Genomic DNA, 21,932 nt, shown 5'->3' with positions numbered 1-21,932 from the left:
CAATCTCGCGCGCGGAGGAGCAGTTTCCTTATGCCCCATCGCGCGCCACGGCTCGTTCCAGAGCCGGCAGCTATGAAATCGCAAATGCGTTTGCAGAGCTGGTGGGATCGATGGGGAAGAACGATCCTTCCCGGCGGGTGGATGTTCCTGGGTGCGCTGGCCGGCAATACCGGCTGCCTTTGGTGGCTGCGCCTGACGGGAACCTATTCGCCCATCAGCTTCTCTGCCGGACTTGTGGTCGGTGGTCTTATCCTGGCGGGGCCGAGATGGTGGTTCATGGCCTCGCTCGGCGGCCTCGCCGCGCTCTGGCTCGTCGAGCCGGCGCATCCGCTCGTTCTCGCCGCGGAAGTCGCGGTCGCGATCCCCGCGGGCGCCTGCTGCATGATCATTTTGATGGGCAGGCTGGATGTTCGGTCGAGCGAGACCCTTGAGACGCGTTCACTCCTCGCCGTGTTCGCGGCCGCCGTAACCGGTGCTACAGTCATCTCCCTGCTTGCGGTGGCCAGTCTGATCGTAGCCGGCAGGATGACCGGGCTACCCCAGGAGTTCCTTGGACACCTTGCCAGAAACGGCCTGGGCACCCTGCTTGCGGCCCCACTGGTGCTGGCCTGGGGCATGCCGGCTTCCGAAAGATGGCCGGCGGGCAAGTGGCTCGGTCTCTTCGCCGCAATAATCCTCTGCGGCGGCGCGGCCAGTGCCGTCTTCCTGACTCCCAGATACGTGCCCATCGCGTGGGCCGTCTCCCCGCCGCTGATACTGGCCGCACTGGGATGGCATTTGCGCGGCGTCACGCTGGGGCTGGCAACCACGGCGACTATCGTGCTTTGGGGCACCGGCGCGCGGCTCGGTCCGTTCGCGATGGACGACCCGGGCAGGGGAACGGCCTTCGCCCAGATGTTCATGGCGGTCACCGCCGCGACCATGCTCTTGCTTGCCACCTATGCCGATGAACGCCGGGGACGCAAGAAGCTGCGTCAGGCGGACGCGGATCGGGTGAGAGCGCAGCTAGCGCTCGAGGAAAGCGAGAAACGGCTGCGCCTCGCGCAGGAGGCGGCGGGCGTTGGCGTATGGGAGATCGACCTCGTCAAGGGCGGCTCGCGACACTCGGCCGGGAGCGCACGGATGTTCGGCTTGCAGAGCCGCGAAGAGCCGTATCGACTGGCGGATTTCGACGCCCTGCTGGGAGAGGATCAGGTCGCCGCGCTTCGTCTGGCGATCCGGGAGGCAACGCAGAAGCGGGGCTCCCTCGAAATGCTGCTCGAGGTGACGTTGCCCGATGGCAAAAGGCGCTGGATCAGCCTGCAGGGGCGGTATGATCCGCACGAGGGCAATCCGCGCCTGCTAGGGCTCTCGATCGACGTTACCCGCGACATCGAGGCGCAGGCGAAGCTCCAGGATTTGAACGACAAGCTCCTGCGGGCGGCGCGATTGACCGCCGTCGGGGCAATGGCGTCGACGCTCGCGCACGAGCTGAACCAGCCGCTGACCGCAGCCGCGAATTTTCTCGAAGGCGCACGCTTCCGCCTGGGTATGGCGGACCGGGCCGACACGACCGTGCTGGAGGCCCTTGCCCAGTCGCGCGAGCAGATCCTGCGGGCAGGCGACATAATCCGCCGGATCCGCGCCTTCACCGTGAGCGGCGAAGTGGCATCGACCCCTCTTGACCTTGAGGCGATCGCCCAGGCGGCGTGCGCTGCGGTCGCCAGGCTGGGCATCGCGAAGGGCGTGCACCTCAGTTGCAGCATCAAGGCGGTTCCTTCCCGCCTGATCGGAGATCCCGTCCAGATCGAACAGGTGATCTCCAATCTCCTGCGGAACGCCGTGGAAGCGGTCCAGGGCTGTTCGCGGCGGAACGTGTCGCTGACCACCCTGGTCAAGGGCAAGGACGTAACGGTGCGGATCGACGATTCGGGTCCGGGAATGAGCGATGATCTCCTTCAGAATTTGTTCGAGCCCTTCCGCACGAGCAAGGAGAACGGCACCGGTCTCGGGCTACCGATATGCCGCTCTATTATCGAGGCGCATGGGGGCAAGCTGAAGGCAGAGAACAAAGTGAGGGGCGGGGCGCGGTTCAGCTTTACACTCCCATTGGCGCCTCCGACCCCTCCGGCGTGATCGCCGGCGAATGATCGTCGGGACGAAGCGCATCGAGCGTCAGGATATGCCTGCCTCCGGATGGGACGGCGCGCGTTAGCGTATCGACGCGCCGGAAATCGCGAAGCGACGGAGGAAATCGGGCTCGCCGTCATCTCTAATGGATTTGAAGAGGCTGCCGCTCGCTGATAAAACATCCCGCCAACCACGCGCGCCTGCCGGGCGATGGCGGCGCGGCCCATTCACGGGACCAGGCGGCATCGTTCTAGTCCAGTGGCAAGGAAGCGATCCTCGAAAAGCTGCTCAACAGCGTCGATGCGCCGGCAACGCTCAGGTGGTGGTAATCAAAATAAAGAGGGCGCCCCTGTGCGAGCAGAGCGCATTGGCTTCGTGGGCACAGCACCTTGGCAGGATCGAGATACAGGAAGTCGTAGCCACGCCAACGCCGCGAAACCCCATCCATCCGCGCTTCGGAATCCGCGATATCCGGGAGGTTCGCGCCAGCCGCCCGTTCCAGACTGTGCGACCGTGCCAGTCTTGCAAGCCGTCTTGGAACGTCAAACTTGTTGGGCGGTATCGCCCCTATCAGAACGACACGCCGACGATGCGCCAGCAGATCGGCAATTACCGCGTTCAGTCCTGTGGCCGTGCCGCGATAAGCGGGGCTTGCCCAAAAGCCGACCAGATAGACCGTGTGGATCTGCGGATTCGAGTGTATGGATTCAAGCACTTCTCGATTGACAGTGGCGCAGGCTGGCGCGGCGGGGGAGGTGTAATCAAGGACCGGTGGGCAGCTTGACTGGGTACGCTCGATGATCGCACGGGACTTCGTTGCGGCTAGTTGCCCGAGGGCATAGGAAAGTTCGACACCATGGCTATCCCCCCATAGCAGAGCCGTAGGAGGGGTGTTCTCGGTTCCCAGGGTACAGGGATCGCGCTTGGACGACGCAGTGTCGTGGCAAAGTGCGCGTTGCGGGCTCACATCGAACTTGCCGCTTGCCATTCGCCCCACCTCGGGCGCGAAGCGCGTTGACCATCCGCCCAGTGGCAACATCACCATCGCCAACGCGCTAGCAGTTGCGATGGCCGCAAGGCTGCCGGAGAATATGGCGCGTTGCCCGATCATCGCGGACTTGCGGAACGGCATTTCGACGAAACGCCATGAAAGTATCGCGATAGCCAGCGACGCCAACAGGACCAGAATTCTTGCGCTACCGTCCAGTCGCCGATCGATTGCATATTCGGTGAAGACGATCAGCGGCCAGTGCCAAAGGTACAGCGAGTAGGAGAGGACGCCGATGCCGATCAACGGCCTGGAGCTCAACAGCTGGCCGACACGCGTCCCTGCGCCACAATGTATGAGCGCAGCCGCCCCGAGTACCGGAGGCAAGGCGGTGACGCCGGGAAACGAGGTAGCGCTGGAATAGGCGATGGTCGCACAGAGGAGCGACGCCATGCCCCCTACCGCAATCGCTTCGCGCAGCCGGGCCGCGCGAATTGCAGGAACGGCTCCCAACGCCAGCAAAGCACCGGCAAGCAGTTCCCAGGCCCGTGTTGGAAGAAGATAGAAGGCGAACCCCGTGCGGTCGCCCTGGTAAAGGATTGCGAGCGCCAGCGAGGCCATCGCGGCAACGCCCACCAGATGCCGGCGCCAGCGTGGAGCAAAACGCGCGATAAGGAGCAAGAATATCGGGAAGCCGATATAGAATTGCTCTTCGATCCCGAGCGACCAGGTGTGAAGCAACGGCTTGACGTCGACCCCTGTGTCAAAATAACTTATTTCTGAGAAAAAGAAGATATTGGAGATGAACAGGGCGGCTGCGAGCAGGGATGCTGCAACGATTTCGAAATCGCCCGGCAGGAAAAGAATGCTGGCCGCGAAGACCACGGATAAAAGCATCACGAACAGCGCCGGTAATATCCGTCGCGCACGCCGTTCGTAAAAGCGGACGATCGAAAATTCGCCGCTATCGAGCTCACGCGTCAGAATGCCCGTGATCAAATAGCCCGAGATCACGAAGAAGACATCGACGCCAACAAACCCGCCGGTGAATCCCGGTGCCCGGGCGTGGAACAGCAGGACCGGCATGATCGCCAGCGCGCGGAGTCCGTCTATGTGCGGTTGATAATCGGAAGACTTCGCCGCAGCGCCTCCAGCGCCCAGGTCCCCGGTGGCGGATGGCAGCATCGGATCCATGCTCCGGCCTGGGCGATCAGCGCCTGCGCCGACGGCGCATCGCAGCGAGACCGGCGATGCCGGCACCCATCAACGCGGCCGTCGCGGGTTCCGGAACCGGGGTGGGATTATCGCTGCCGCCGGGCACATAGTCATCAGGACGATGCCAGACGCCGCCCGAACCCCAGCCGCCGCTGCCGCCGGGAAGCACGGAACTGGACGATGGAGTAGCATGGCCGCGACCGCCACCTCCACCGCTCCCGATGCTCCAGCCGCTTTGCACTGGTCTGCGGGTGTCGGAGGTGGAATCTGCAGCTAAAGCTGCCATCGGCCAAGCGACAAGTAATGCCACACCAATCCCGACGAGAAATCGCATGTCAGCCCCCTAACGTGGTTGGAATTGACCACGCACGAACAATGCCGATTGACGAAAAATGGCGGGAAACTACGCTCCTGATTGGTTAATCATTCCAATAGGATATTGGTTGCTGTCAGATTTACCGACACCGGGCATAGTATGTTCCGCTGTTGGTGGGCGGGGTCCGCCCCGCATCGTCACCGGCCCGTCGGGCTTCCGGCATCGCCTCGTCCCCGCCGCTTGAAATATGCAGACCAAGGCAAGCGAGAAGCCTTGTGGTACTGGACATTGGATTAAGCGACGCGGGACGGCGCTGGCCCGAGCCGGGCCGCTCCTTGCTGGGAGCCCTCCATCGCACGGAGCCGTCGCCTGGATTCCGCCGGGACAGCAAAGGCTCTCTCCTGGTGCGTCATTTCGGGCTTCGATGGTTGCGAAGCATCCACGCTAACAAGCCTGCCGCCGCGAGAGATACTGCGCCCTGGCGCGCCCTGCCGGCCTGGCGCAACCGCGCCAGGCCATAAGCTGCCAGTGCGGAAGTCATCAGGCCGATCCTTCCCAACGCGGCGCCCCGTATCGCCAGGGCGTCAATTCGAATCTGGATGAATGTCGCGGGGGTGCTCATGGAGGAACGAACCGTGCGGGCAGCAATCCGCTGCGTGGCATCATGTTGCGCGGGTGCAATGGACGTGGGCCCGGGGTTTGCGGCGACATGATCGGCAACCCAGGCCCCTCGCTCGCCGAGCGGTGCGGGCGCCCCATCGGTGGTATCGACGGCAGTCTGGTGTTCGAACTCCGAATTCAGTTCCGCACCGAAGAGCAGGATGTAGCTCGAGAGATACAGCCAGGTCAGCAGAACCACCACCGTTCCGAGGGACCCATAGGTCGCATCGTAATTTCCGAAATTAGCGACATAAATGCCGAACCCGAGCGCGAGGAGCAGCCACAGCAATGCGCTGAGCGTTGAGCCTGGGCTGAGCCAGACCCAGCCCGCTTTCTCCCTCGATGGTCCGAAACGGTAGAGGGTGGCAGCACCTGCGGCGCCCGCAGCGCCGAGCAACAGATACGATCCGGTCTTGGCGACCGCCGCCGTCCAGTCAGGCATGGGAAGCATGTCCTCCAGATACCCGAGCGCGGTGACGGCCAGAAGGGCAAGGATCGCGAGAATCACGGCCAACAGGGTCATTCCCAAGGCAATCAGATTGACGCGCAGGAAGCTCCGCTTTTCCCGCTCCTCATAGGCAATATTCAGCGCGGTGATGATAGCTCCTGCAGCGTTGCGCGCGCCGAATAGCGCGATCGCAAGCGCAAGAATCAAGGCAAAGCCCTTCTTGTCGGCGGACGCCTTGACGACGTTCATCAGTTGCTCGGCGATAAGCTGCGCAGCTTCAGCCGGCATGACCGAGGTCAGCTGCTGCATGTTGCGCATCACCGTCGAAGGTTCAGCGACAATGCCGTAACTGAGCACGATGGCGCCAAGCAGCGGCACGATCGCAAGGAAGCTGTAGAAAGCTACGCCCGCGGCCACCAGGCCGATGTTGTCGTCTCCAGCTTCCCGCCACGTTCTTTGCACGATTGCCTTGAGCGCCGGCCATGGCATCGCGAGCGGCGTGGAAGCCTCGCTACCGGATTGCGCGGCTGAGTTGCCGGGCGCTGCGCGCATCACTGGTCGTGCGATCTGACTGGCTCGGTATTGCCGCCGATCTCTATAAAGATCCGTGCGACACAGTGCGATTCTGCCCAGGCCAGGCCAGCGGATTCGGCAGCGTCGTAGGTCGGATAGGGATCGCTGCCGACAAGCGCGACAGATTCGGAATTGTTTTCGTCAGCGCATTGCATGAGTGCGGAGGCTACCAGCGTGTATCTGCCATCGGGCATCTCGTTGATCTTGATGCAATCGGTGTCCGCGGGGGCGAGAACACCGGGCGCGAGCTTTACGATTTCCATGCGCGATCTCCTGGATTGCTCGAACGGACGAGCCAGGAAATCGATGCGCACTGCCGATAGTGTCGGCACGTCGACGTTTCCGGCTGATTCCCTCACTGCGGCGAAGCTGCATGCATCGAAGATGACGACGGAGATATGCAACTGGCGGAAGGCAATATGTTGGATCGCTCATTCGGCTTCTCGACAAGTATGCCGCGCTTATCCGCTAAATCCACCAGTTCGAGCAATTCGATGGTCTGGCGCCCGGTTGTGTTTCAGTATTGCCGCCCGCACAGGTGCTTTTCGTGTCAAAGTCCTGACCGGACCAGAAAATCGCCTCGGAGACGGAACCTCAACGCCCGTGGGAAGCTGAGCGATTGATCGAGTTTCCGACAGAATCGCGACGATGGTCTTCTGGGCACGAATATATGAAGAGGGAACAGCTCATTGCCGATCTGGGGCAGGTTGCCCAAGGCGACGAGGGAGCGTTACGCGCGGTTTATGATGCCACGTCAGCGAAACTCTTTGGCGTGTGTCTCCGTATCGCCGGTAATCGCGAAGCGGCGGAGGATATCTTGCAGCAGGTCTATCTCAAGGTGTGGGATCATGCCGGGCGCTTCGATTCCAAGCGCGCGAGTCCCATCACCTGGCTGTCCGCGATCGCCCGCAACACCGCGATCGACTGGTGCCGGGCCAATAGGGGCGCGGGATATCTGCCCGAGAATGCGGCAGCGGCAGTCGCGGATAAAGGTCCGCTGGCACCCGACATGATAGACGCGGCGGCCCAGCGGGCGCGAATCTACGACTGCCTGGATGCCTTGGAAGAGCGTCCGCGTCGTGCGATCCGCGCGGCGTTTTTCGATGGCTTCACCTATTCGCAGCTTGCAGAAGCGATGGTGGTGCCGCTCGGCACGCTCAAGAGCTGGGTTCGCCGTGGTCTGATCGAGCTCAAGGGATGCCTGGGCGATGCCTGAGCCGATGAGCCCCGAGGAGCGCGATATCCTCGCCGCCGAATTCGCCCTCGGACTGATCGAGGGCGACGAGCGCGCCCATGCGATGCGACTGCGACTGTCCGATCCCGGTTTCGCCGAGGCCGTCGAGGCCTGGAGCCGGCGCTTCGAGCCGCTGTATGAGCGGTTTGACGAGCAGCCTTCGCCGGCGCTCTGGCCGGCCATCCAGCGGCGGCTCCGCAATGCGGACAACGATCATATCCGGCGTTCGCTGCGGCGCTGGCGGATCGGCGCGCTCGGCAGCGGCGCACTGGCAGCCTCGCTCGCCATGATCCTCGTCCTGCGCCCCGGCCCCGCGCCGGTGGAGATCGTGCGTGCTCCAGATAGGGCCGCGATCGCACAACTCGGCGGTGGCGAAGCGCCTGCCTTGCTCGCCGCGACCTTTGATCCGGACGGTGGCGTGCTGCGCATCCGCGTATTGCGCCTGCCGGACAGCAAGCTCGCGCCCGAGCTCTGGGTGATCCCCGCCGACGGCGTACCGCGCTCGCTCGGCATGATCGCCGCTGACGGCGTGACCAGGGTTCCGGTCGATGCGCCCTATCGTGCGCTGCTCAAGGACGGCGCAACCCTGGCGATCTCGCTCGAGCGGCGCGACAGCGCACCGCACAAGGCACCGAGCACCACGCCGATCGCCACTGGCAAAATCTCCACTATCTGAGCCTCGCCTGCATCCGCCTGCCGGCCACTGCCGTAATTGCCGCGCTGGAGTGTGAGCGCCGAACGAGACCGGCTGCGCGCGCCGGCGCCGGCACGATCCTCCTCGTGCCGGATCGTGCCTGCGGGCCGGCCTTGTCCCATCGTCCAGCGCCGGCGGGCGCACTGTGAAAGCCGCTGCCGGTATTCCTGGGCAGCGGCTTTCCTTTGCGGGCCGATGGAGGTCTTAGAATGCGCGGAGCAGCAGCATGCCGATGCCGGTGCAATTGATCGCGGCACCGATCCAGAGTCGAAGCGAATATGGGTGGATCTTCGACATGTCTCAGCCTCCGAAAACCTGGAACAGCAGCACGCTGTTCAGGCCGATTACGGTGATGGTGATCAGGATCGCGGCGGCCCGCAGCCAGCCGGTATTGGCGAAGTCGCCCATGATGGCCCGGTCGCTCGTGAAGCGCACCAGCGGCACGACCGCGAAGGGAAGCTGGAGGCTGAGCACCACCTGGCTCAGTACCAGCAGCTTGGCCGTACCGCTTTCGCCGTAGAGCGCGGCAACGATCACGGCGGGGACGATCGCAAGGCCGCGGGTCACGAGCCGCCGCAGCCAGTGCGGCAGGCGCAGATCGAGGAACCCCTCCATCACGATCTGTCCGGCGAGCGTGCCGGTGATCGTGGAGTTCTGCCCCGAGGCGAGCAGCGCGACCGCAAACAGCGTGCTCGCGAGCCCGACGCCGAGCGTTGGCGCGAGCAGCGCGAAAGCATCGCCGATCTCGGCGACCTGCGTCTGGCCGGAACGGTGGAAGGTCGAAGCGGCGAGGATCAGGATCGCCGCGTTGATGAACAGCGCGAGGCCGAGCGCCACGGTGCTGTCGATCGTGGCGAGCTTTACGGCTTCGCGCTTGCCGGCCTCGCTCCGCTCGAACGCGCGGGTCTGCACGATCGAGGAATGGAGGTAGAGATTGTGCGGCATCACCGTGGCACCTAGGATACCGATCGCGATATAGAGCATCGCAGGGTTCGTCACGATCTCGGCGCTGGGGATCAGCCCCTTGCCGATCGCCGCGATGCTCGGTTGCGCCCAGGCAAGCTCGACCGCGAAGCATCCGGCGATGATGAGCAGCAATGCTACGATGAACACCTCGAGTTGGCGGAAACCCCGCTGCTGGAGCGCCAGGATCAGCAGCACGTCCGCCGCGGTAACGAGCACCCCCGCGACCAGTGGCACGCCGAAAAGCAGGTTGAGCGCGATCGCGGTGCCGATCACTTCGGCAAGATCGCACGCTATGATCGCCAGTTCGCAAAGCAGCCACAGCGCGATCCGCACGGGTGCGGAATACTGTGCGCGGCAAGCCTGGGCGAGATCGAGGCCGGTGACGATCCCTAGCTTGGCCGACAGCGCTTGGAGCCCCATTGCCATCAGGTTGGAGAGCAGGATAACGGAAAGCAAGGTATAGCCGAAGGCGGATCCGCCGGCGAGATCGGTGGCCCAGTTGCCCGGGTCCATATAGCCGACCGCGACCAGATAGCCTGGCCCGGCAAAGGCGCCGAGCTTGCGCCAGAAATTCCCGACGCCCTTCGGAACCGCGATGGTCCGAAAAGCGCCAGGAAGGCTGGGGACTAACTTGTCCTGGCTTGCCGCGCCGTAGCTTGCGGCGTCCCCCTCGAACGGCGGCATGTCAGCCGCTCGCTGCGCTTAGGCGGATATTGCCGTTGATGCCGACCGGGAAGAAGCCTCCGCGGTCGACCGCGGCCTTGTTGAGGAAGGCGATGTTGAGAACCTGACCCGCCGAGCGGCTGTAGGCGACGCCGTTCGAGTCTGTCGGCACGATGTTGCTGGCGGTCCCGATGTTGCGCACGCCCTGGTCGAGGTCGCTGGCGCCATCGAGGCTGTCGCGCGCGTTGGAGATCGCCTCGGTCGCGTCGATGATCGACGGCGTGGCGAGGCCCTTGCGGTAGAGCGTCGTGCGGATCAGGCCGGCATGATAGGCCTCCGCCGCGAGAATGCCGGCGGCCGCCTCGAGATAGGTCTTGTTGGTGATCAGCGGCGACGCGCCCTTATAGGCCGACACGCCGACGTCTTCGAAGATGAACGCGGCAAGCAGGAAGTTCTGATCGTTCGCATAGGGGTCGAACGCGGCACCGGGCCCTACCAGGCCGGCGGCGCGGGCGGCGCTGGAAAAGGCACCGTTGACGTCCGCGGACAGATCGAGCGCCGGCTGGGCTACGGCGACACTGCCCAGCACGCTGCGCAGGAAAGCGACATGCGCCTGTTCGTCCGCGGCGATCTCGCGGGCATAACGAGCGACGGCCGGGTCGGTGAACGTCACCTGGCGGCCGCCGCTCGGCGCACCCGGCGTACCCGTGCCGGAGAGCAGGCTGACCGGGATCGAGGTTCCGTTGGCGGCAAAGGAATAGAATTGTGCCTCGAGATATTCGAGGTTGAGTGCGAAGTTCAGGACATCCTGATCGCTCGACGTCGGAGTAGGCGTGGGTAATGCCGTCGGCGACGGCGTCGGCGTGACCACCGAGCCGAAGTCGTCATTGTCGCTGCACGCCGCCAGCATGGTTGCGCCCGCGACTGCAAGCCCGGCATTCTTCATGAAGGCGCGGCGTTCTTCGCGACGCTTGTCGCACGCGCCGAGCACCTCGAGGACAATATCGTGATTCATGTGAACCTCCCGTTGGAGCCCGCGCTCAGTTCGCAGCGCTGGTGACGATGGTGCCGTTGACGCCATTGGGGAAAAATCCCCCGGCGGTGACGGCGGCGCGGTTGAGGTAGACGATGTTGAGGACCTGAGCGGCCGAGCGGCTATAGGCGATGCCGTTCGCATCGAGCGGCGCGATATTGCTCGCCGTACCGATCGCACGGATCCCCTGATCGAGGTCGCTGGCGCCATCAAGGCTGTCACGCGCGTTCGAGATCGCCTCGGTCGCATCGATCAGTGTAGGCGCAGCCACGCCCTTGGCATCGAGCGTCGTGCGCACCAGCGCGGCGTGATAGGCCTCCACCGCCAGGATGCCGGCGGCAGCCTCCAGGAACACCTTGTTGGTAATCAGCGGCGATGCGCCCTTGTAGGCAGTGACGCCAACATCCTCGAAGATGAAGGCGCCAAGCAGAAAATTCTCGTCGCTGGCATAGGGATCGAAGCTCGCGCCGGCGCCGATCAGCCCCGCCGCGCGTGCGGCGTTGGAGAAAGCGCTGGTCGGCGAAACGCTGATGTCGATCTGCGGCTGGGCAACCGCAGTGTTGCCGATCGCGCTGCGCAGGAAGGCGACATGCGCCTTCTCGTCGGCGGCGATCTCACGTGCATAGGCAGCGACAGCGGGGTCGCTGAACGCCACCTGGCGCCCGCCGAGCGCGACGCCGGGCCGACCAGTCCCGGTCAGCAGGTCCGGGGTCAGCCCCACACCGGTCGCCGCATAGGAATAGAATTCGGCCTCGAGATATTCGAGGTTGAGCGCGAAGTTGAGGACGTCCCCGTCGGTCAGCGTCGCCTGCGCGCCGGCTTGCGGAATCCGCGTTGCCATCGCCAGGCCGCCACCGGCGACCGCCGTCATTGCGAATGCTTTGAAAAAATCGCGGCGCTCTACGCGTCGCTGGGCCCTGGCTTCGAACGCCTCGAGCACTTCGGTGTCGTGATTCATGGGGCACGCCTCCCTGATTGAAGCATGCGGAGAACAGGGCGCGGGCAGGGCATGTTCCGGATCGTTAACGCAACCGTACGCTGTCGTACCCAATGCTGAAGATTTTTGCGCGCGCGTGCATCCGTTCGGCCGAAACGAACGAAGCTAATGCTTTATTTCGGCGAGGATAATTCAGGGCGTGCTCACTACCAGCTCGAATTATGCGCCCAGTCTTCGCGGTAACCTCCTGCTGCGCTCACTGGGGCCTGACGACGCGCAATTGCTCGTGCCACATCTGAAACGTGTCGATCTTCGCGCCGGCGAAATTGTGGTCGCACCTGATGCTGCGCTCTCGACGATCTACTTTCCGGAAACGGTCGTGCTATGTGTGCGCGACGGGATGCGGGGGGATCGGCAGCCCGCCCTGGGCCTGGTCGGGCTGGAAGGTATGTCTGGCTGGACCTCCCTGCTCGGCGCGCCGCGCTCACCCTTTCTCGCCACTTCCGAGATGCACGGCGGCACAGCGCTCGCAATCGCAGCCGACCAAGTCCACCGGGCAAGCGCAGCAAGCGATACGTTGCGCACCACGCTGCTTCGCTATGCCGGGAATTTCATGCTGCAGATGGCTTCGACCATCGGGTCGAACGCTGCCGATACCGTCGAGCGCCGCATCGCCCGCTGGATCCTCATGCTCCATGATCGCAGCGAAGGTGACACGCTCGACCTTACCCATGACCATATCGCGAGCGCGCTCTACATACGCCGTGCAAGCGTCACCGATTGCTTCCACGTGCTTGAGGGCGATCAGATCGTCCGGTGTATGCGAGGACGGCTTATCGTTCGCGATCGGGCACGCCTCGAACGGGTTGCCGGCGGGGCCTATGGCTCGGTCGAGGCGCGCTACGGATCGGAGATTGCACCCTTCGGAAAGGCGAGCAATCCGACGGTCAGTCCCGAAGCCGCGCTCTAGCCATGCAGTACCCGGTGGGCAAACGGCATCGTCCTATGGCGCGGACATTCAAGCCGGCAACGCGATGAACGGCGGCGAGAGCCTTGCAGCGCTTCTCGCGACGTTCGGCTCTTGCACGCCGCCGTTCACGCTGTTGCGCGTGCCTGGGGCGGTTCGGATGTCGACCCCGCAGATAGACAGTGTCGTCGCCTTGCTGGTGCTTTCGGGCACAATGCACCTCCATATCGCCGGGGAACAACCGCGTACCGTCAAGCAGGGCCGGCTGGTGCTCCTGCCGGCGGGTAGTTTGGCCAGCCTTTCTCCCGATGCGACAGCCACCGCAACGCTAGCTAGCCATGACTGTTTGGCGAGCCGCGACGGCTGGATGCTGGCGGACGCGACGCGCGGGCGCGCATCGGCTCTGGTAGTGGGCGCGAGCAGGATCATGGGAAGTGGGCCCGAAGGACTGGCGGAAACGACCGTAACTGCCGTTGTCAAATGCGCGATCGGCAAACGGCTTCTGACCTTGCTTCGCGCGGAATGCGAGAATGGAGGCCAGGCAGCATTGGCCAACGCCTTGATGCATGCCTGCGTAATCCAGGGCCTGCGCCGCGCGATCGATCGGGCGCCGGACGGCCAACCCGATACCGGCGGCCGGGGCCTGCTTTCCGGTGCCATCGCTGCCATCCGCTCGCAACCCGGCGAGGCGCACACCATCGAGCGGCTCGCAATCCGTTCGGGCATGAGCCGCTCGAGCTTCATCCGCCATTTCAAGCGCATCATGAGGATCGGCCCGGCCGAATATGTCCAGAAGGTTCGCCTCGAGGAAGCGCATGCGCTGCTGATGTCGACCGCTTTGCCGATCGCAACGATCGCCGAACGCAGCGGCTTTTCGAGCCGCAGCCACTTTTCGCGCGCGTTCCGCGCCGCATTCGGCAAGGATCCGAGCAGCTACCGCGCGGACGACCGCTCCGGGGATGCGCCGAAAGGTTAATCCGCCGGTGCCTCAGCGTTCCAGAAAGCGTGCCTCTGCTGCTCAAATATGGTCCGCGACGATTTGCGGCGAACGCCTATCGAATCCCAGATTTCTGCGGATCGTTACGGTTCATGATTGACCGAGCGAACCGTTTTTCGCTGGTGTTCCTGTGGCTTAGCACAGGAACGGCGCTGGGTTCCGGGCGGTTCTAGCTTCACGATCCACCGAGGTCGTTAACCCAATCAAATCAAGTCTTAGGAGAAACACCATGCCCGGTCTTTCGAACATTTTCGGCGGCGACGACAACAGCAGCAGCAGCGACTCGAATGCCGATGGCGGCATTATGGGCGATGTCGAGAGCACGCTCGGCCTCGATGCCAATTCCTCGCAGACTCACAACTCGACCGACGAAGACGGCAACACCGAATCTTCGACGAGCGACAATGGCCTGAGCCTCGACACCGGCACCGACGGCCTGCTCGGTGGCGTCGGCCATCTGATGGACTCGAGCGACGAGAGCAGCTCGTAACCCACGAAGCACAGGTGGGTGGCGCGGCGACGCGGCACCCACGCTTTGTTTTAGGTGATGCCCATGCCCAGCGGCGCCCTTATCGATACCAGCAATCGCGTGCTCAGCTGGTCGACGAACGACTTCAGCCTTTATGGCGGTCAGGCCGCAGTAACCATCGGCGCGCCGGCCGCGCCCTACGCCCTTTCGGACGGACTGAGCATTGCAGACCCCGCCGCAGCCAATAGCTCCGCTGGCAAAGCCAATCCCGCGCATGAGGAGCAAATCGCCCCCGATGTGCAGGAGACTCTTGCCGAAGCGTCGAGTCTTTTTCACGCCGCGCCGTTCGCGCCGGCTCCCATCCAGTCTGGCGGCATTACCCACGCCAATTGGGCTGACTCAGCTCTTCCCATCGCCACGGGTTCAGGAGCTCCGGGATTTCCCGTCGAGATCCTTCAGGCGTCGGCGATACAGCCCGCCAACCTCACTCCGCCGATCCTGGCGATCGAACAGTCCGAGATCCAAGCACCGTCGCTGGCACCCCCGAGCGGGTTGGCTGCGCCGACGCTCGGCACGGTCGAGACGCTGGACTATGTGATCCACGCGGTCAGCACCGCCACCGATACCCTGCTCGCCGACACGCAGCATCTGGTCGATGCCCTGCCGAACATTGCCGATACCGTGCTGGATGCCAGCCCCCTCACCGCAATGGACGGCTTCCTCGGCAGCGATCCTGTGGGCGGCGTCGCGACGCTGGTTTCCATGGTGGATTCCGCCGATGCGTTCGACCTCACCCATAGCGGGCTCGACATTCCTCAGGTGGCTGCCGCCGGATCCATCGTCGATGCGCTCGCCGACGACGCAGTGGCGGGGCCGCTGCTCGGCGATGTCGAGCATGGCGTCGACACGGTTCTTCCCGACCACGATCATCATGACGGAGTGCTGGGTCTGCTATGAGCGCCACCGAACCGCCCAACACCACGCCTTCCGATATTCGCGAAGCGCAGGAGCAAGCCGAACAGGCCGCGGCGCAGGTCATCGCGCTCGACAGCGCCCAGCGCGCCGCCGAGCTCGAGCATGGTGACGAGTTCGCCTCGGCATTGCGGCAGTGCAAGCGGCTGATCTGGACGGCGGCGGCATTCAGCGGCGGCGTCAACCTGCTGTTTCTCGCCTCGCCGATCTATCTCACCGAAGTTTATAACCGTGTGATCCCGTCGGGCAGCATCCCGACGCTGATTTCGCTCAGCATCGGACTGGTTATCTCGCTTGCGACCATGGCGATATTCGACGCCGTTCGGGGACGTATCCTGATCCGCGCCGCAGCCCGGCTCGACCGCATCCTGGCGCATCGCGTGTTCCAGGCGATCATCGAGCTGTCCTCGCATCACGGCGCCGTCGCACGCAATGCCAACATGCTGCGCGATCTCGACCAGTTCCGTAGCGCACTTGCCGGCCAGGGTGCGCAATTTTTCTTCGACGTGCCGTGGATGCCGCTGTTCCTGATCGTGCTGTTCCTGATCAACCCGATCCTCGGGCTCACCGGCCTCGCCGGCGCAATCACGCTGCTGGCGATGGCGGTGTTCAATAACCGCGTCACCCGCGAATCCGCCGAGACTGCCCAGGCCGCCGCCACGCGCAGTTACCGCTTCACCGATGCAGTCGCGCGCTTCGCCGGGCCGGTGCGCGCGATGGGCATGGAAGATGCGCTCGCCGTGCATTGGCATATCGATCGCGAGACGATGATGCGCCGCCAGGCCGAGGGCAGCGATCGCGGCGCAGACATGGGCGCGGCGATCAAGTTTCTCCGCCTCTGCCTCCAGAGCGCAATGATCGGCATTGGCGGCTATCTGGTGATCGAGAACGCGATCCTGCCGGCGAGCATCTTCGCCGCCAACGTCCTGCTCGGCCGTGCGCTGGCGCCGCTCGAGCTCGCCGTGGTCGGATGGCGGACGATCGGCAACGCGGTATCGGCCGGACGCCGCGTGCAGAAGGCACTGAGCCAGGCACCGGCGCGCGACAGCAAGATCGAGCTGCCCAAGCGTGACGTCGCCATCCATCTCGAGAACGTCAGCTTCACGCCACCCGGCGCACGCCAGCCGGCGCTGCGCAGCATCGATCTCGACATTGCCGCCGGCGAAGTGATCGGTGTGGTCGGCCCGAGCGGCGCGGGGAAGACCTGTCTTGCCCGCCTGCTTGTCGCCGCGACGACCCCCAGCCAGGGGAGCTGCACGATCGGCGGAATCGAAGGCAAGCATTGGACGCCAGAGAATCTCGCCAAGACGGTCGGCTATCTGCCACAGAGTGTCGGCCTGTTTCCCGGCACGATCCGGGAGAATATTGCCCGCTTTACCAAGGCGAGCGACGAGGAAGTCGTCCAGGCAGCGATGCGCGCCAATGTCCATGACATGATCCTCAACCTGCCCGAAGGCTATGAGACGCAGGTCGACGAAGGCGGCTCGAGCCTGTCGGGTGGCCAACGCCAGCGCATTGGGCTGGCGCGCGCCATGTTCGGATCGCCGCGCCTGCTCGTACTGGACGAGCCCAATGCCCATCTCGACGCGGATGGCGAGGAGGCGCTGGCCGCGGCGCTGGCAACACTCAAGTCAGAGGGATCGACGATCGTGCTGATCGCGCACCGGCTCAACCCGATCGCGCATGTCGATCGCGTGCTGGTGATATGCAAGGGCGAGCTTCAGCTCGACGGGCCGCGGGCACGCGTTTTCCGCAAGGTCAAGACCGAGTTGGTCCGCTCGATCGCGCGCGAACCGGTGGAGGCGGTATGAAACTCGACTTCTTCTCGCTCGGAGGAGGCTCCGGTCCCGAAACCGATTCCCCGCTGCCGCGCCACGCGATCGAGGCGCGCATGCGCCAGCTCGATATCAAGCCGATCGACCATGCCAACCATGCGATCCGCTTCGGGCTGATCGCTGCGGGCGTGTTTGTGCTGCTGTTCGCTCTCTACGCGGCGCTGGCGCCACTTTCGGCGGCCGCGATCGCACCGGGCGAGGTGATGGTGAGCGGCGACAAGATTGTGGTGCAGCCGGTGACCGGCGGGATTGTCACCCAGGTGCTGGTGCGCGAGGGCCAGGCGGTGCAGGCGGGACAGCCGCTGGTCCGGCTGAATGGCGTCCGCTCGGGCGCGCAGCTCACCCAAGCACAGGCGCGGCGGGATTCGCTCAAGGCGCTTGAGGCGCGGCTGCTCGCCGAACGAGACGGACTGGCCGAGCTGGTATTCCCCCAGGACCTGATGCGTCGCGCCGCCGAGCCGGAGGTGGCCAAGGCGATGCAGAGCCAGCACCGCGTTTTTGCCCAGCATCGCTCGGTGCTGGGGGCGGATCGTGCCAGCTCCGATGAGTCGTTTGTTGCAGCCAAGGCGAAGCTCGAGGCGTCGAGCAAGCAGCTCGCCCTGATCAGCGACGAGCTCCAGGATTATCAAATGCTCTATCGCCGGGGCTTTGCGCGCCTGACGACGGTGCGTGCGCTCGAACGTACTCAGGCGCAGCTCAAGGCGGACACGGTAGCCGGAGAGGCGGCGGTGAAGCAGGCCGAGATCGCCGCAGGCCGGGTTCGCGACGCACAGGATCTCGACGTCGCCGCGCAGCTGGGCCAGGTCCAGGACCAGTTGGCGCAAGTCGAGCCGCAGCTCGACCTCTCACGCTACGTCGCTGACCAGGATGTGATCTGCGCACCCGCCGCCGGGCGGGTCTCCGGCATCACCTCGATGGGCCCGGGGACGGTGATCGGCGGCGGGCGCACGTTGATGGAGATAGTTCCAAATGGCCGGGCACTCATCGTCGAGGCACGGGTTAAGCCCCAGGACATCGACGATGTCCGCGTCGGGCAAGAAGCGACAGTGCGCTTCTCCAGCGTCAATCCGCATGGCCGGACCGCATTCAAGGGTCGGGTGATGACCTTGTCGCCGGCGCGGATCGAAGCGGGCGGACAATCCTATTACAAGGCGCAGGTCGTGCTCGAGGACCCACAAGGGGCCCAGCGCGAAGGCCTGGCGCTTCAGCCAGGCATCCCCGCATCGGTAAACATCAAGACGAAGAACCGCACGCTGTTCGACTATCTCATCGCCCCTCTCGGCGACGCAATTAGCCGCAGCATGCGCGAGGAATAAGGAGAGAGGAAATGCCCGGACTGCTCAGCAACGTGTTCGGCGACGATACCCAGGGCGAGGGTCCGGCCAGCCAGACCACGCAGGACCATGACGCAGGTGCCGCCGGCCTTGAGCTATCGCCCACGGTGAGCATCAGCCAGGATGCCAGCGGCAGCTATCAGAATTCCGATGGCTCGACGGGCGAGTGGAGCAGCCACTCGGATTTTACCCTGACAGGGGATGTCGATGCGGCACTCGGAGTGGCGGGGTGGCTCGACCAGGCAGACGCCGAAAGCTAAGTCTGGCTCCGTACCTTCATCGTGGTCAGGCAAGCGATGTCGTGCATCATGACTGGTGCCGCTGGCCCGGGCGACTGGCCTACATGATGAAGGGGCTTCTGACGCTGAAGCCGATCGACTGGAAGGACAAGCTATTTGCCTCCTCAGCGCATAGTAGGCGGTGCGCCGCCAATTTGCTTCGCTGAGCCCCGGCCAGGAAATGAGCGTTTACCGTTATGGCGCTCGTCATCGAGCAACCCGAAGCGAGATGCCCTGACAGTTGGATCGCTGCCGTTCGGCGCCGCGCTGAAGCATCGCGCGGACTTCCTGGTATTCAGCGCAGAAATGCGGAGCCGCGGCACTAGCGGACGCGCCAGGGATTATAGCTTCGATGTTCCTGTCCATAGCCTTTGTCGGAGCCGGCCCGACCACGATCTATACCTTTTGTGCGCTTCTCCGCGCACTTTCCGGCACTGCGGAAGTGACGATCTACGAAGAGCAGCCGCGTGCCGGGCTCGGTACACCCTATCGCCCGGGCTGGAACGACCCGGCAATGCTGTCCAACATCGCCAGTATAGAGATTCCCCCGATTGGCGAGACCTTGATCGAGTGGCTCGATCGCCAGCCGCGGGCCCGGCTGGTTCGCTTGGGCATCGATCCGGACGAGATCGACGAGCACGGCTTTTATCCCCGACTGGCACTGGGCGAATATTTCCTTGACCAGTTCAACGGCCTTATCGAGGAAGCGCGCGGGCGAGGCATTGCCGTAGAGATCGCGACCGGTAGCCGGGTGACCGACATCCGTGCCGCAGGCGACGGACTGCGCCTCTCGATCGCGCCTCGGCATGGCGAGGCATATGAGCGGCGCCATGATCGCGTCGTGCTGGCGACGGGGCACCAGTGGCCCGAGGAGCCCGAAGTGCGGCCGGGCTATTTCCTCAGCCCTTGGCCGGCCACCGCGCTCCAGCGTATTCCACCGGTCGCGGTCGCCATCCGCGGCAGTTCGTTGACTGCGATCGATGCGGCGGTCGCGCTGGCGGTCTCGCACGGCACGTTGATCGAGACCGAAGGTGATGCGATCGATTATCGCATCCATCCTGGCGCCGAGGGTTTCCGCATCACGATGATGTCGCGTAAGGGCCTGCTGCCCGAAGCCGACTTCTATTACCCGATCCCGTTCGAGCCGCTGTCGATCTGCACGCCGGAGGCGGTCGAGAAGCTGATCGCCGACGACTGCGCACATTTGCTCGATCGGTCATATGATCTGTTCCGTGCCGAGCTGGCCGCTGCAGATCCGGTCTATGCGGCCAAGGTCGAGTTGTCAGGACTTTCGCTCGAGGAATTCGCGGAGCGCTATTTTGCGGATCGCATCGCCGCAGATCCGTTTGAATGGGCGAGGATCAATCTCGCTGAGGCGCGCACCAATTTCGCTAGCGAATATACCGTTCCCTGGCGCTATGCGATCCTCCGCATGCACGAGGTGCTCGGCTTGATCGTGCCTCATCTCGAGGAAGAAGCGCTCACGCGGTTCAATCGTTATCTCAAGCCCGTCTTCGTCGACGAATATGCGACTGTGCCACATCTCTCGGTCGAGCGGCTGCTAGCGCTGCACCGGGCAAGGCATCTCGACGTGATCGCGCTCGGCGAGGGCTACCGCGTCGACACGCAGGGCAAGGAGCCGGGCGCAGTAGTGTACATCGATGGCCGGCGTCGCCATTTCCCGGCATTCATCGATGCTACGGGCCAGCGCCCGCTCGCTGCCGAGGCCTTCCCGTTCCCGACGCTGCTCGAGCAGCATCTGGTGCGCGACGCTGCCGAGGATGACGCCGCCGGAATCAAGGGCATCGTCGTCGACGGGCAGTTCCACCCGGTGAGCGAGCATCCTGCGCGCGACCGCCTGTTCTGCCTGAGCATCCCCTTCATCCTCGAACGACACCCTTTCATCCAGGGCATCACCAGCTCGCATGAAATGGGCAATGTCGTGGGGAGGGAATTGGCGGCAATCGTGGATGGGCACATCGCTCCCGATTTCCACGCGGAATCGACAAAGCCCGGGGAGACGGCGCCATGAAGCTATTCGCAATCTATGTCGGAGGCGAGCACCCCTCGGCCCATATCGAGATCCACGATGTCCGATTCATCGTCGCCGAGACGATTCGCGACACCTACGCGCAACTGCGCGCCGAGTGGTGGGGGACACCCGGTACGCTCCACATCGATTGCTGGGCCGAGGTCGACCGGGCCGACGGGTATGAGGTGACCCTGCGGCCCGAACCGGCGAAGGCGGGAGAGAAGCTATGGTTCGTCAACCTGGGCGGGTATGATGGCCGGGATTTTGCCGAGCAGCACAGGAATCTTTTCGTCGTCGCGGCCTCGATGAAGGAAGCCAAGGCGCGCGCGCTGGCCACGATCCGGGACTGGCGCGACACCCACCGCGACGACATCTACGATGCCGAGTTGGCCTTCGCACTCGATGCCAGGATCGGCGACCGGCTGCACATTCACCTTACGCCGAAGCAGGGCGCAACTGGGCCCAGCTTCACCTGCCGTTACACCCCGCTCGGGTGATCGCTGGCACGCAAGCGGAAAGCGCCGCCCTGCCGGGCGGCGCTTCCTGGATACAGGGGCGTAGGATTACTTCGCGCCGGAACCCGGCTCGGTCGTCTTGGGCGCCTTGCCGTCCTCGACGCGACCCTCGTTGCGCAGTTCGCGGCCTTCCTGAGCCTTTTCCTGGCTCTCGGCCGACGTGCCGTGCTCGAAGGTTTCTTCCTTCACATAGCCGGCGGCTTCCTTGATCTTGCCTTCGATGCTCATGTCACTCTCCTTGGTTCACTGAATTCGATCATTGCGGAAACCCTTGTCGAGCCTCGTCGTTCCTCGCGGGCCGCTCGGAAAGCGCCAGAAGGGTTTCTCCGGTCCGGTTGATCGTGACCCGCTTTCTCGACTCGCCGGCGACGCCGTCGGGGCAACCAAGCGTACCGATGAAGCTCAGCGGACGGATGGCTGCGGCGATCGAAACAAGGCCGCCGGGCGCATAATATCACCGGAATAGTTCGGTTCAGCAGCGAATTTGCCAGCCTGCCTTACGGCAAACCAGACCTGTCGAGGGCGGCATGCGTGGGGGCGCTGGCTGATATGAAGCGGCAGCACCCGAAGGGGCGGTGCCCAATGATCTCGACTAAGGATGGAGGTCGCGGAGCCGCCCGCCGATCGCTCCGCAGACGGAACCGATAAAGGCCCCGACGACCAGCGAGTCTGGGCTGCCGCGGCCGATACGATGCCA

Annotated in this window: 20 protein-coding genes; 12 read left to right on the top strand and 8 right to left on the bottom strand. The window is 64.2% G+C overall.

Annotation, left to right across the window (positions count from 1 at the left end; genetic code table 11):
- Positions 1–84 precede the first annotated feature (84 nt).
- The gene (locus AC1RPL_RS07990; RefSeq protein ID WP_493068713.1) at positions 85–2,115 is read left to right on the top strand and encodes an ATP-binding protein; all 2,031 of its coding nucleotides are present in this window, start codon (positions 85–87) and stop codon (positions 2,113–2,115) included.
- 244 nt (positions 2,116–2,359) lie between these two features.
- Here the strand turns inward: AC1RPL_RS07990 and AC1RPL_RS07985 are convergent, their stop codons facing one another.
- The 4 genes from AC1RPL_RS07985 to AC1RPL_RS07970 form a co-directional block, all read right to left on the bottom strand.
- A complete protein-coding gene (locus AC1RPL_RS07985) occupies positions 2,360–4,291 on the bottom strand; it encodes an acyltransferase family protein (RefSeq protein WP_493068712.1) in 1,932 nt (643 codons plus the stop codon).
- Between the two features lie 16 nt (positions 4,292–4,307).
- Positions 4,308–4,598 carry a PEP-CTERM sorting domain-containing protein gene (locus AC1RPL_RS07980; protein ID WP_493069103.1) on the bottom strand — a complete coding sequence of 97 codons (291 nt, stop codon included), beginning with the start codon at positions 4,596–4,598 and terminating at the stop codon, positions 4,308–4,310.
- Positions 4,599–5,037: 439 nt separating this feature from the next.
- Entirely contained in the window at positions 5,038–6,288 is a 1,251-nt protein-coding gene (locus tag AC1RPL_RS07975) for a YihY/virulence factor BrkB family protein (RefSeq protein WP_493068711.1), read from the bottom strand.
- On the bottom strand, positions 6,288–6,572 hold the full coding sequence (locus AC1RPL_RS07970) for a hypothetical protein (protein WP_493068710.1): 285 nt from the start codon (positions 6,570–6,572) through the stop codon (positions 6,288–6,290). Before AC1RPL_RS07970 ends, AC1RPL_RS07975 begins: the two co-directional genes overlap by 1 nt.
- 407 nt (positions 6,573–6,979) lie before the next feature.
- Here AC1RPL_RS07970 and AC1RPL_RS07965 point away from each other — a divergent pair, with 407 nt between their 5' ends.
- Together AC1RPL_RS07965 and AC1RPL_RS07960 are read left to right on the top strand one after the other, a co-directional pair.
- The gene (locus AC1RPL_RS07965; RefSeq protein WP_493068709.1) at positions 6,980–7,525 is read left to right on the top strand and encodes a sigma-70 family RNA polymerase sigma factor; all 546 of its coding nucleotides are present in this window, start codon (positions 6,980–6,982) and stop codon (positions 7,523–7,525) included.
- Positions 7,518–8,219: an anti-sigma factor gene (locus AC1RPL_RS07960; RefSeq protein ID WP_493068708.1), complete on the top strand. Its 702-nt coding sequence runs from the start codon at positions 7,518–7,520 to the stop codon at positions 8,217–8,219. The genes AC1RPL_RS07965 and AC1RPL_RS07960 overlap by 8 nt, the downstream gene beginning before the upstream one ends.
- Before the next feature lie 318 nt (positions 8,220–8,537).
- Here AC1RPL_RS07960 and AC1RPL_RS07955 read toward each other — a convergent pair whose 3' ends face one another.
- From AC1RPL_RS07955 to AC1RPL_RS07945, 3 genes are read right to left on the bottom strand one after another with little or no spacing between them, the layout of a single operon-like run.
- Positions 8,538–9,887 carry an Nramp family divalent metal transporter gene (locus AC1RPL_RS07955; protein WP_493068707.1) on the bottom strand — a complete coding sequence of 450 codons (1,350 nt, stop codon included), beginning with the start codon at positions 9,885–9,887 and terminating at the stop codon, positions 8,538–8,540.
- 1 nt (position 9,888) lies between these two features.
- Entirely contained in the window at positions 9,889–10,881 is a 993-nt protein-coding gene (locus AC1RPL_RS07950; protein WP_493068706.1) for a ferritin-like domain-containing protein, read from the bottom strand.
- Positions 10,882–10,906: 25 nt separating this feature from the next.
- Positions 10,907–11,857 (bottom strand): ferritin-like domain-containing protein, encoded by a 951-nt coding sequence (locus tag AC1RPL_RS07945; protein ID WP_493068705.1) that lies wholly within the window; start codon positions 11,855–11,857, stop codon positions 10,907–10,909.
- A 178-nt stretch (positions 11,858–12,035) separates the two neighbouring features.
- On the opposite strand from AC1RPL_RS07945, the gene AC1RPL_RS07940 reads away from it, so the two are divergent.
- The 9 genes from AC1RPL_RS07940 (at position 12,036) to AC1RPL_RS07900 (ending at position 21,217) form a co-directional block, all read left to right on the top strand.
- Positions 12,036–12,806, top strand: a complete 771-nt coding sequence (locus AC1RPL_RS07940) for a Crp/Fnr family transcriptional regulator (RefSeq protein WP_493068704.1) — start codon at positions 12,036–12,038, stop codon at positions 12,804–12,806.
- A gap of 64 nt (positions 12,807–12,870) precedes the next feature.
- Entirely contained in the window at positions 12,871–13,779 is a 909-nt protein-coding gene (locus AC1RPL_RS07935) for a helix-turn-helix domain-containing protein (protein WP_493068703.1), read from the top strand.
- 250 nt (positions 13,780–14,029) lie between these two features.
- Positions 14,030–14,290: a hypothetical protein gene (locus tag AC1RPL_RS07930; protein WP_493068702.1), complete on the top strand. Its 261-nt coding sequence runs from the start codon at positions 14,030–14,032 to the stop codon at positions 14,288–14,290.
- Positions 14,291–14,353: 63 nt separating this feature from the next.
- Positions 14,354–15,226: a hypothetical protein gene (locus AC1RPL_RS07925; RefSeq protein ID WP_493068701.1), complete on the top strand. Its 873-nt coding sequence runs from the start codon at positions 14,354–14,356 to the stop codon at positions 15,224–15,226.
- Entirely contained in the window at positions 15,223–17,052 is a 1,830-nt protein-coding gene (locus AC1RPL_RS07920) for a type I secretion system permease/ATPase (protein ID WP_493068700.1), read from the top strand. Before AC1RPL_RS07925 ends, AC1RPL_RS07920 begins: the two co-directional genes overlap by 4 nt.
- Positions 17,049–18,392, top strand: a complete 1,344-nt coding sequence (locus tag AC1RPL_RS07915; RefSeq protein WP_493068699.1) for an HlyD family type I secretion periplasmic adaptor subunit — start codon at positions 17,049–17,051, stop codon at positions 18,390–18,392. The genes AC1RPL_RS07920 and AC1RPL_RS07915 overlap by 4 nt, the downstream gene beginning before the upstream one ends.
- Before the next feature lie 11 nt (positions 18,393–18,403).
- Positions 18,404–18,670, top strand: a complete 267-nt coding sequence (locus AC1RPL_RS07910) for a hypothetical protein (RefSeq protein WP_493068698.1) — start codon at positions 18,404–18,406, stop codon at positions 18,668–18,670.
- A 370-nt stretch (positions 18,671–19,040) separates the two neighbouring features.
- A complete protein-coding gene (locus AC1RPL_RS07905) occupies positions 19,041–20,720 on the top strand; it encodes an FAD/NAD(P)-binding protein (protein ID WP_493068697.1) in 1,680 nt (559 codons plus the stop codon).
- Positions 20,717–21,217: a DUF1543 domain-containing protein gene (locus AC1RPL_RS07900; protein WP_493068696.1), complete on the top strand. Its 501-nt coding sequence runs from the start codon at positions 20,717–20,719 to the stop codon at positions 21,215–21,217. Before AC1RPL_RS07905 ends, AC1RPL_RS07900 begins: the two co-directional genes overlap by 4 nt.
- 66 nt (positions 21,218–21,283) lie before the next feature.
- Here the strand turns inward: AC1RPL_RS07900 and AC1RPL_RS07895 are convergent, their stop codons facing one another.
- A complete protein-coding gene (locus AC1RPL_RS07895; RefSeq protein ID WP_493068695.1) occupies positions 21,284–21,463 on the bottom strand; it encodes a hypothetical protein in 180 nt (59 codons plus the stop codon).
- Positions 21,464–21,932 lie beyond the last annotated feature (469 nt).

The organism is Sphingomonas sp. GW821-FHT12D09, assembly GCF_058807215.1.
This window is presented reverse-complemented; position numbering and strand designations above follow the sequence as displayed.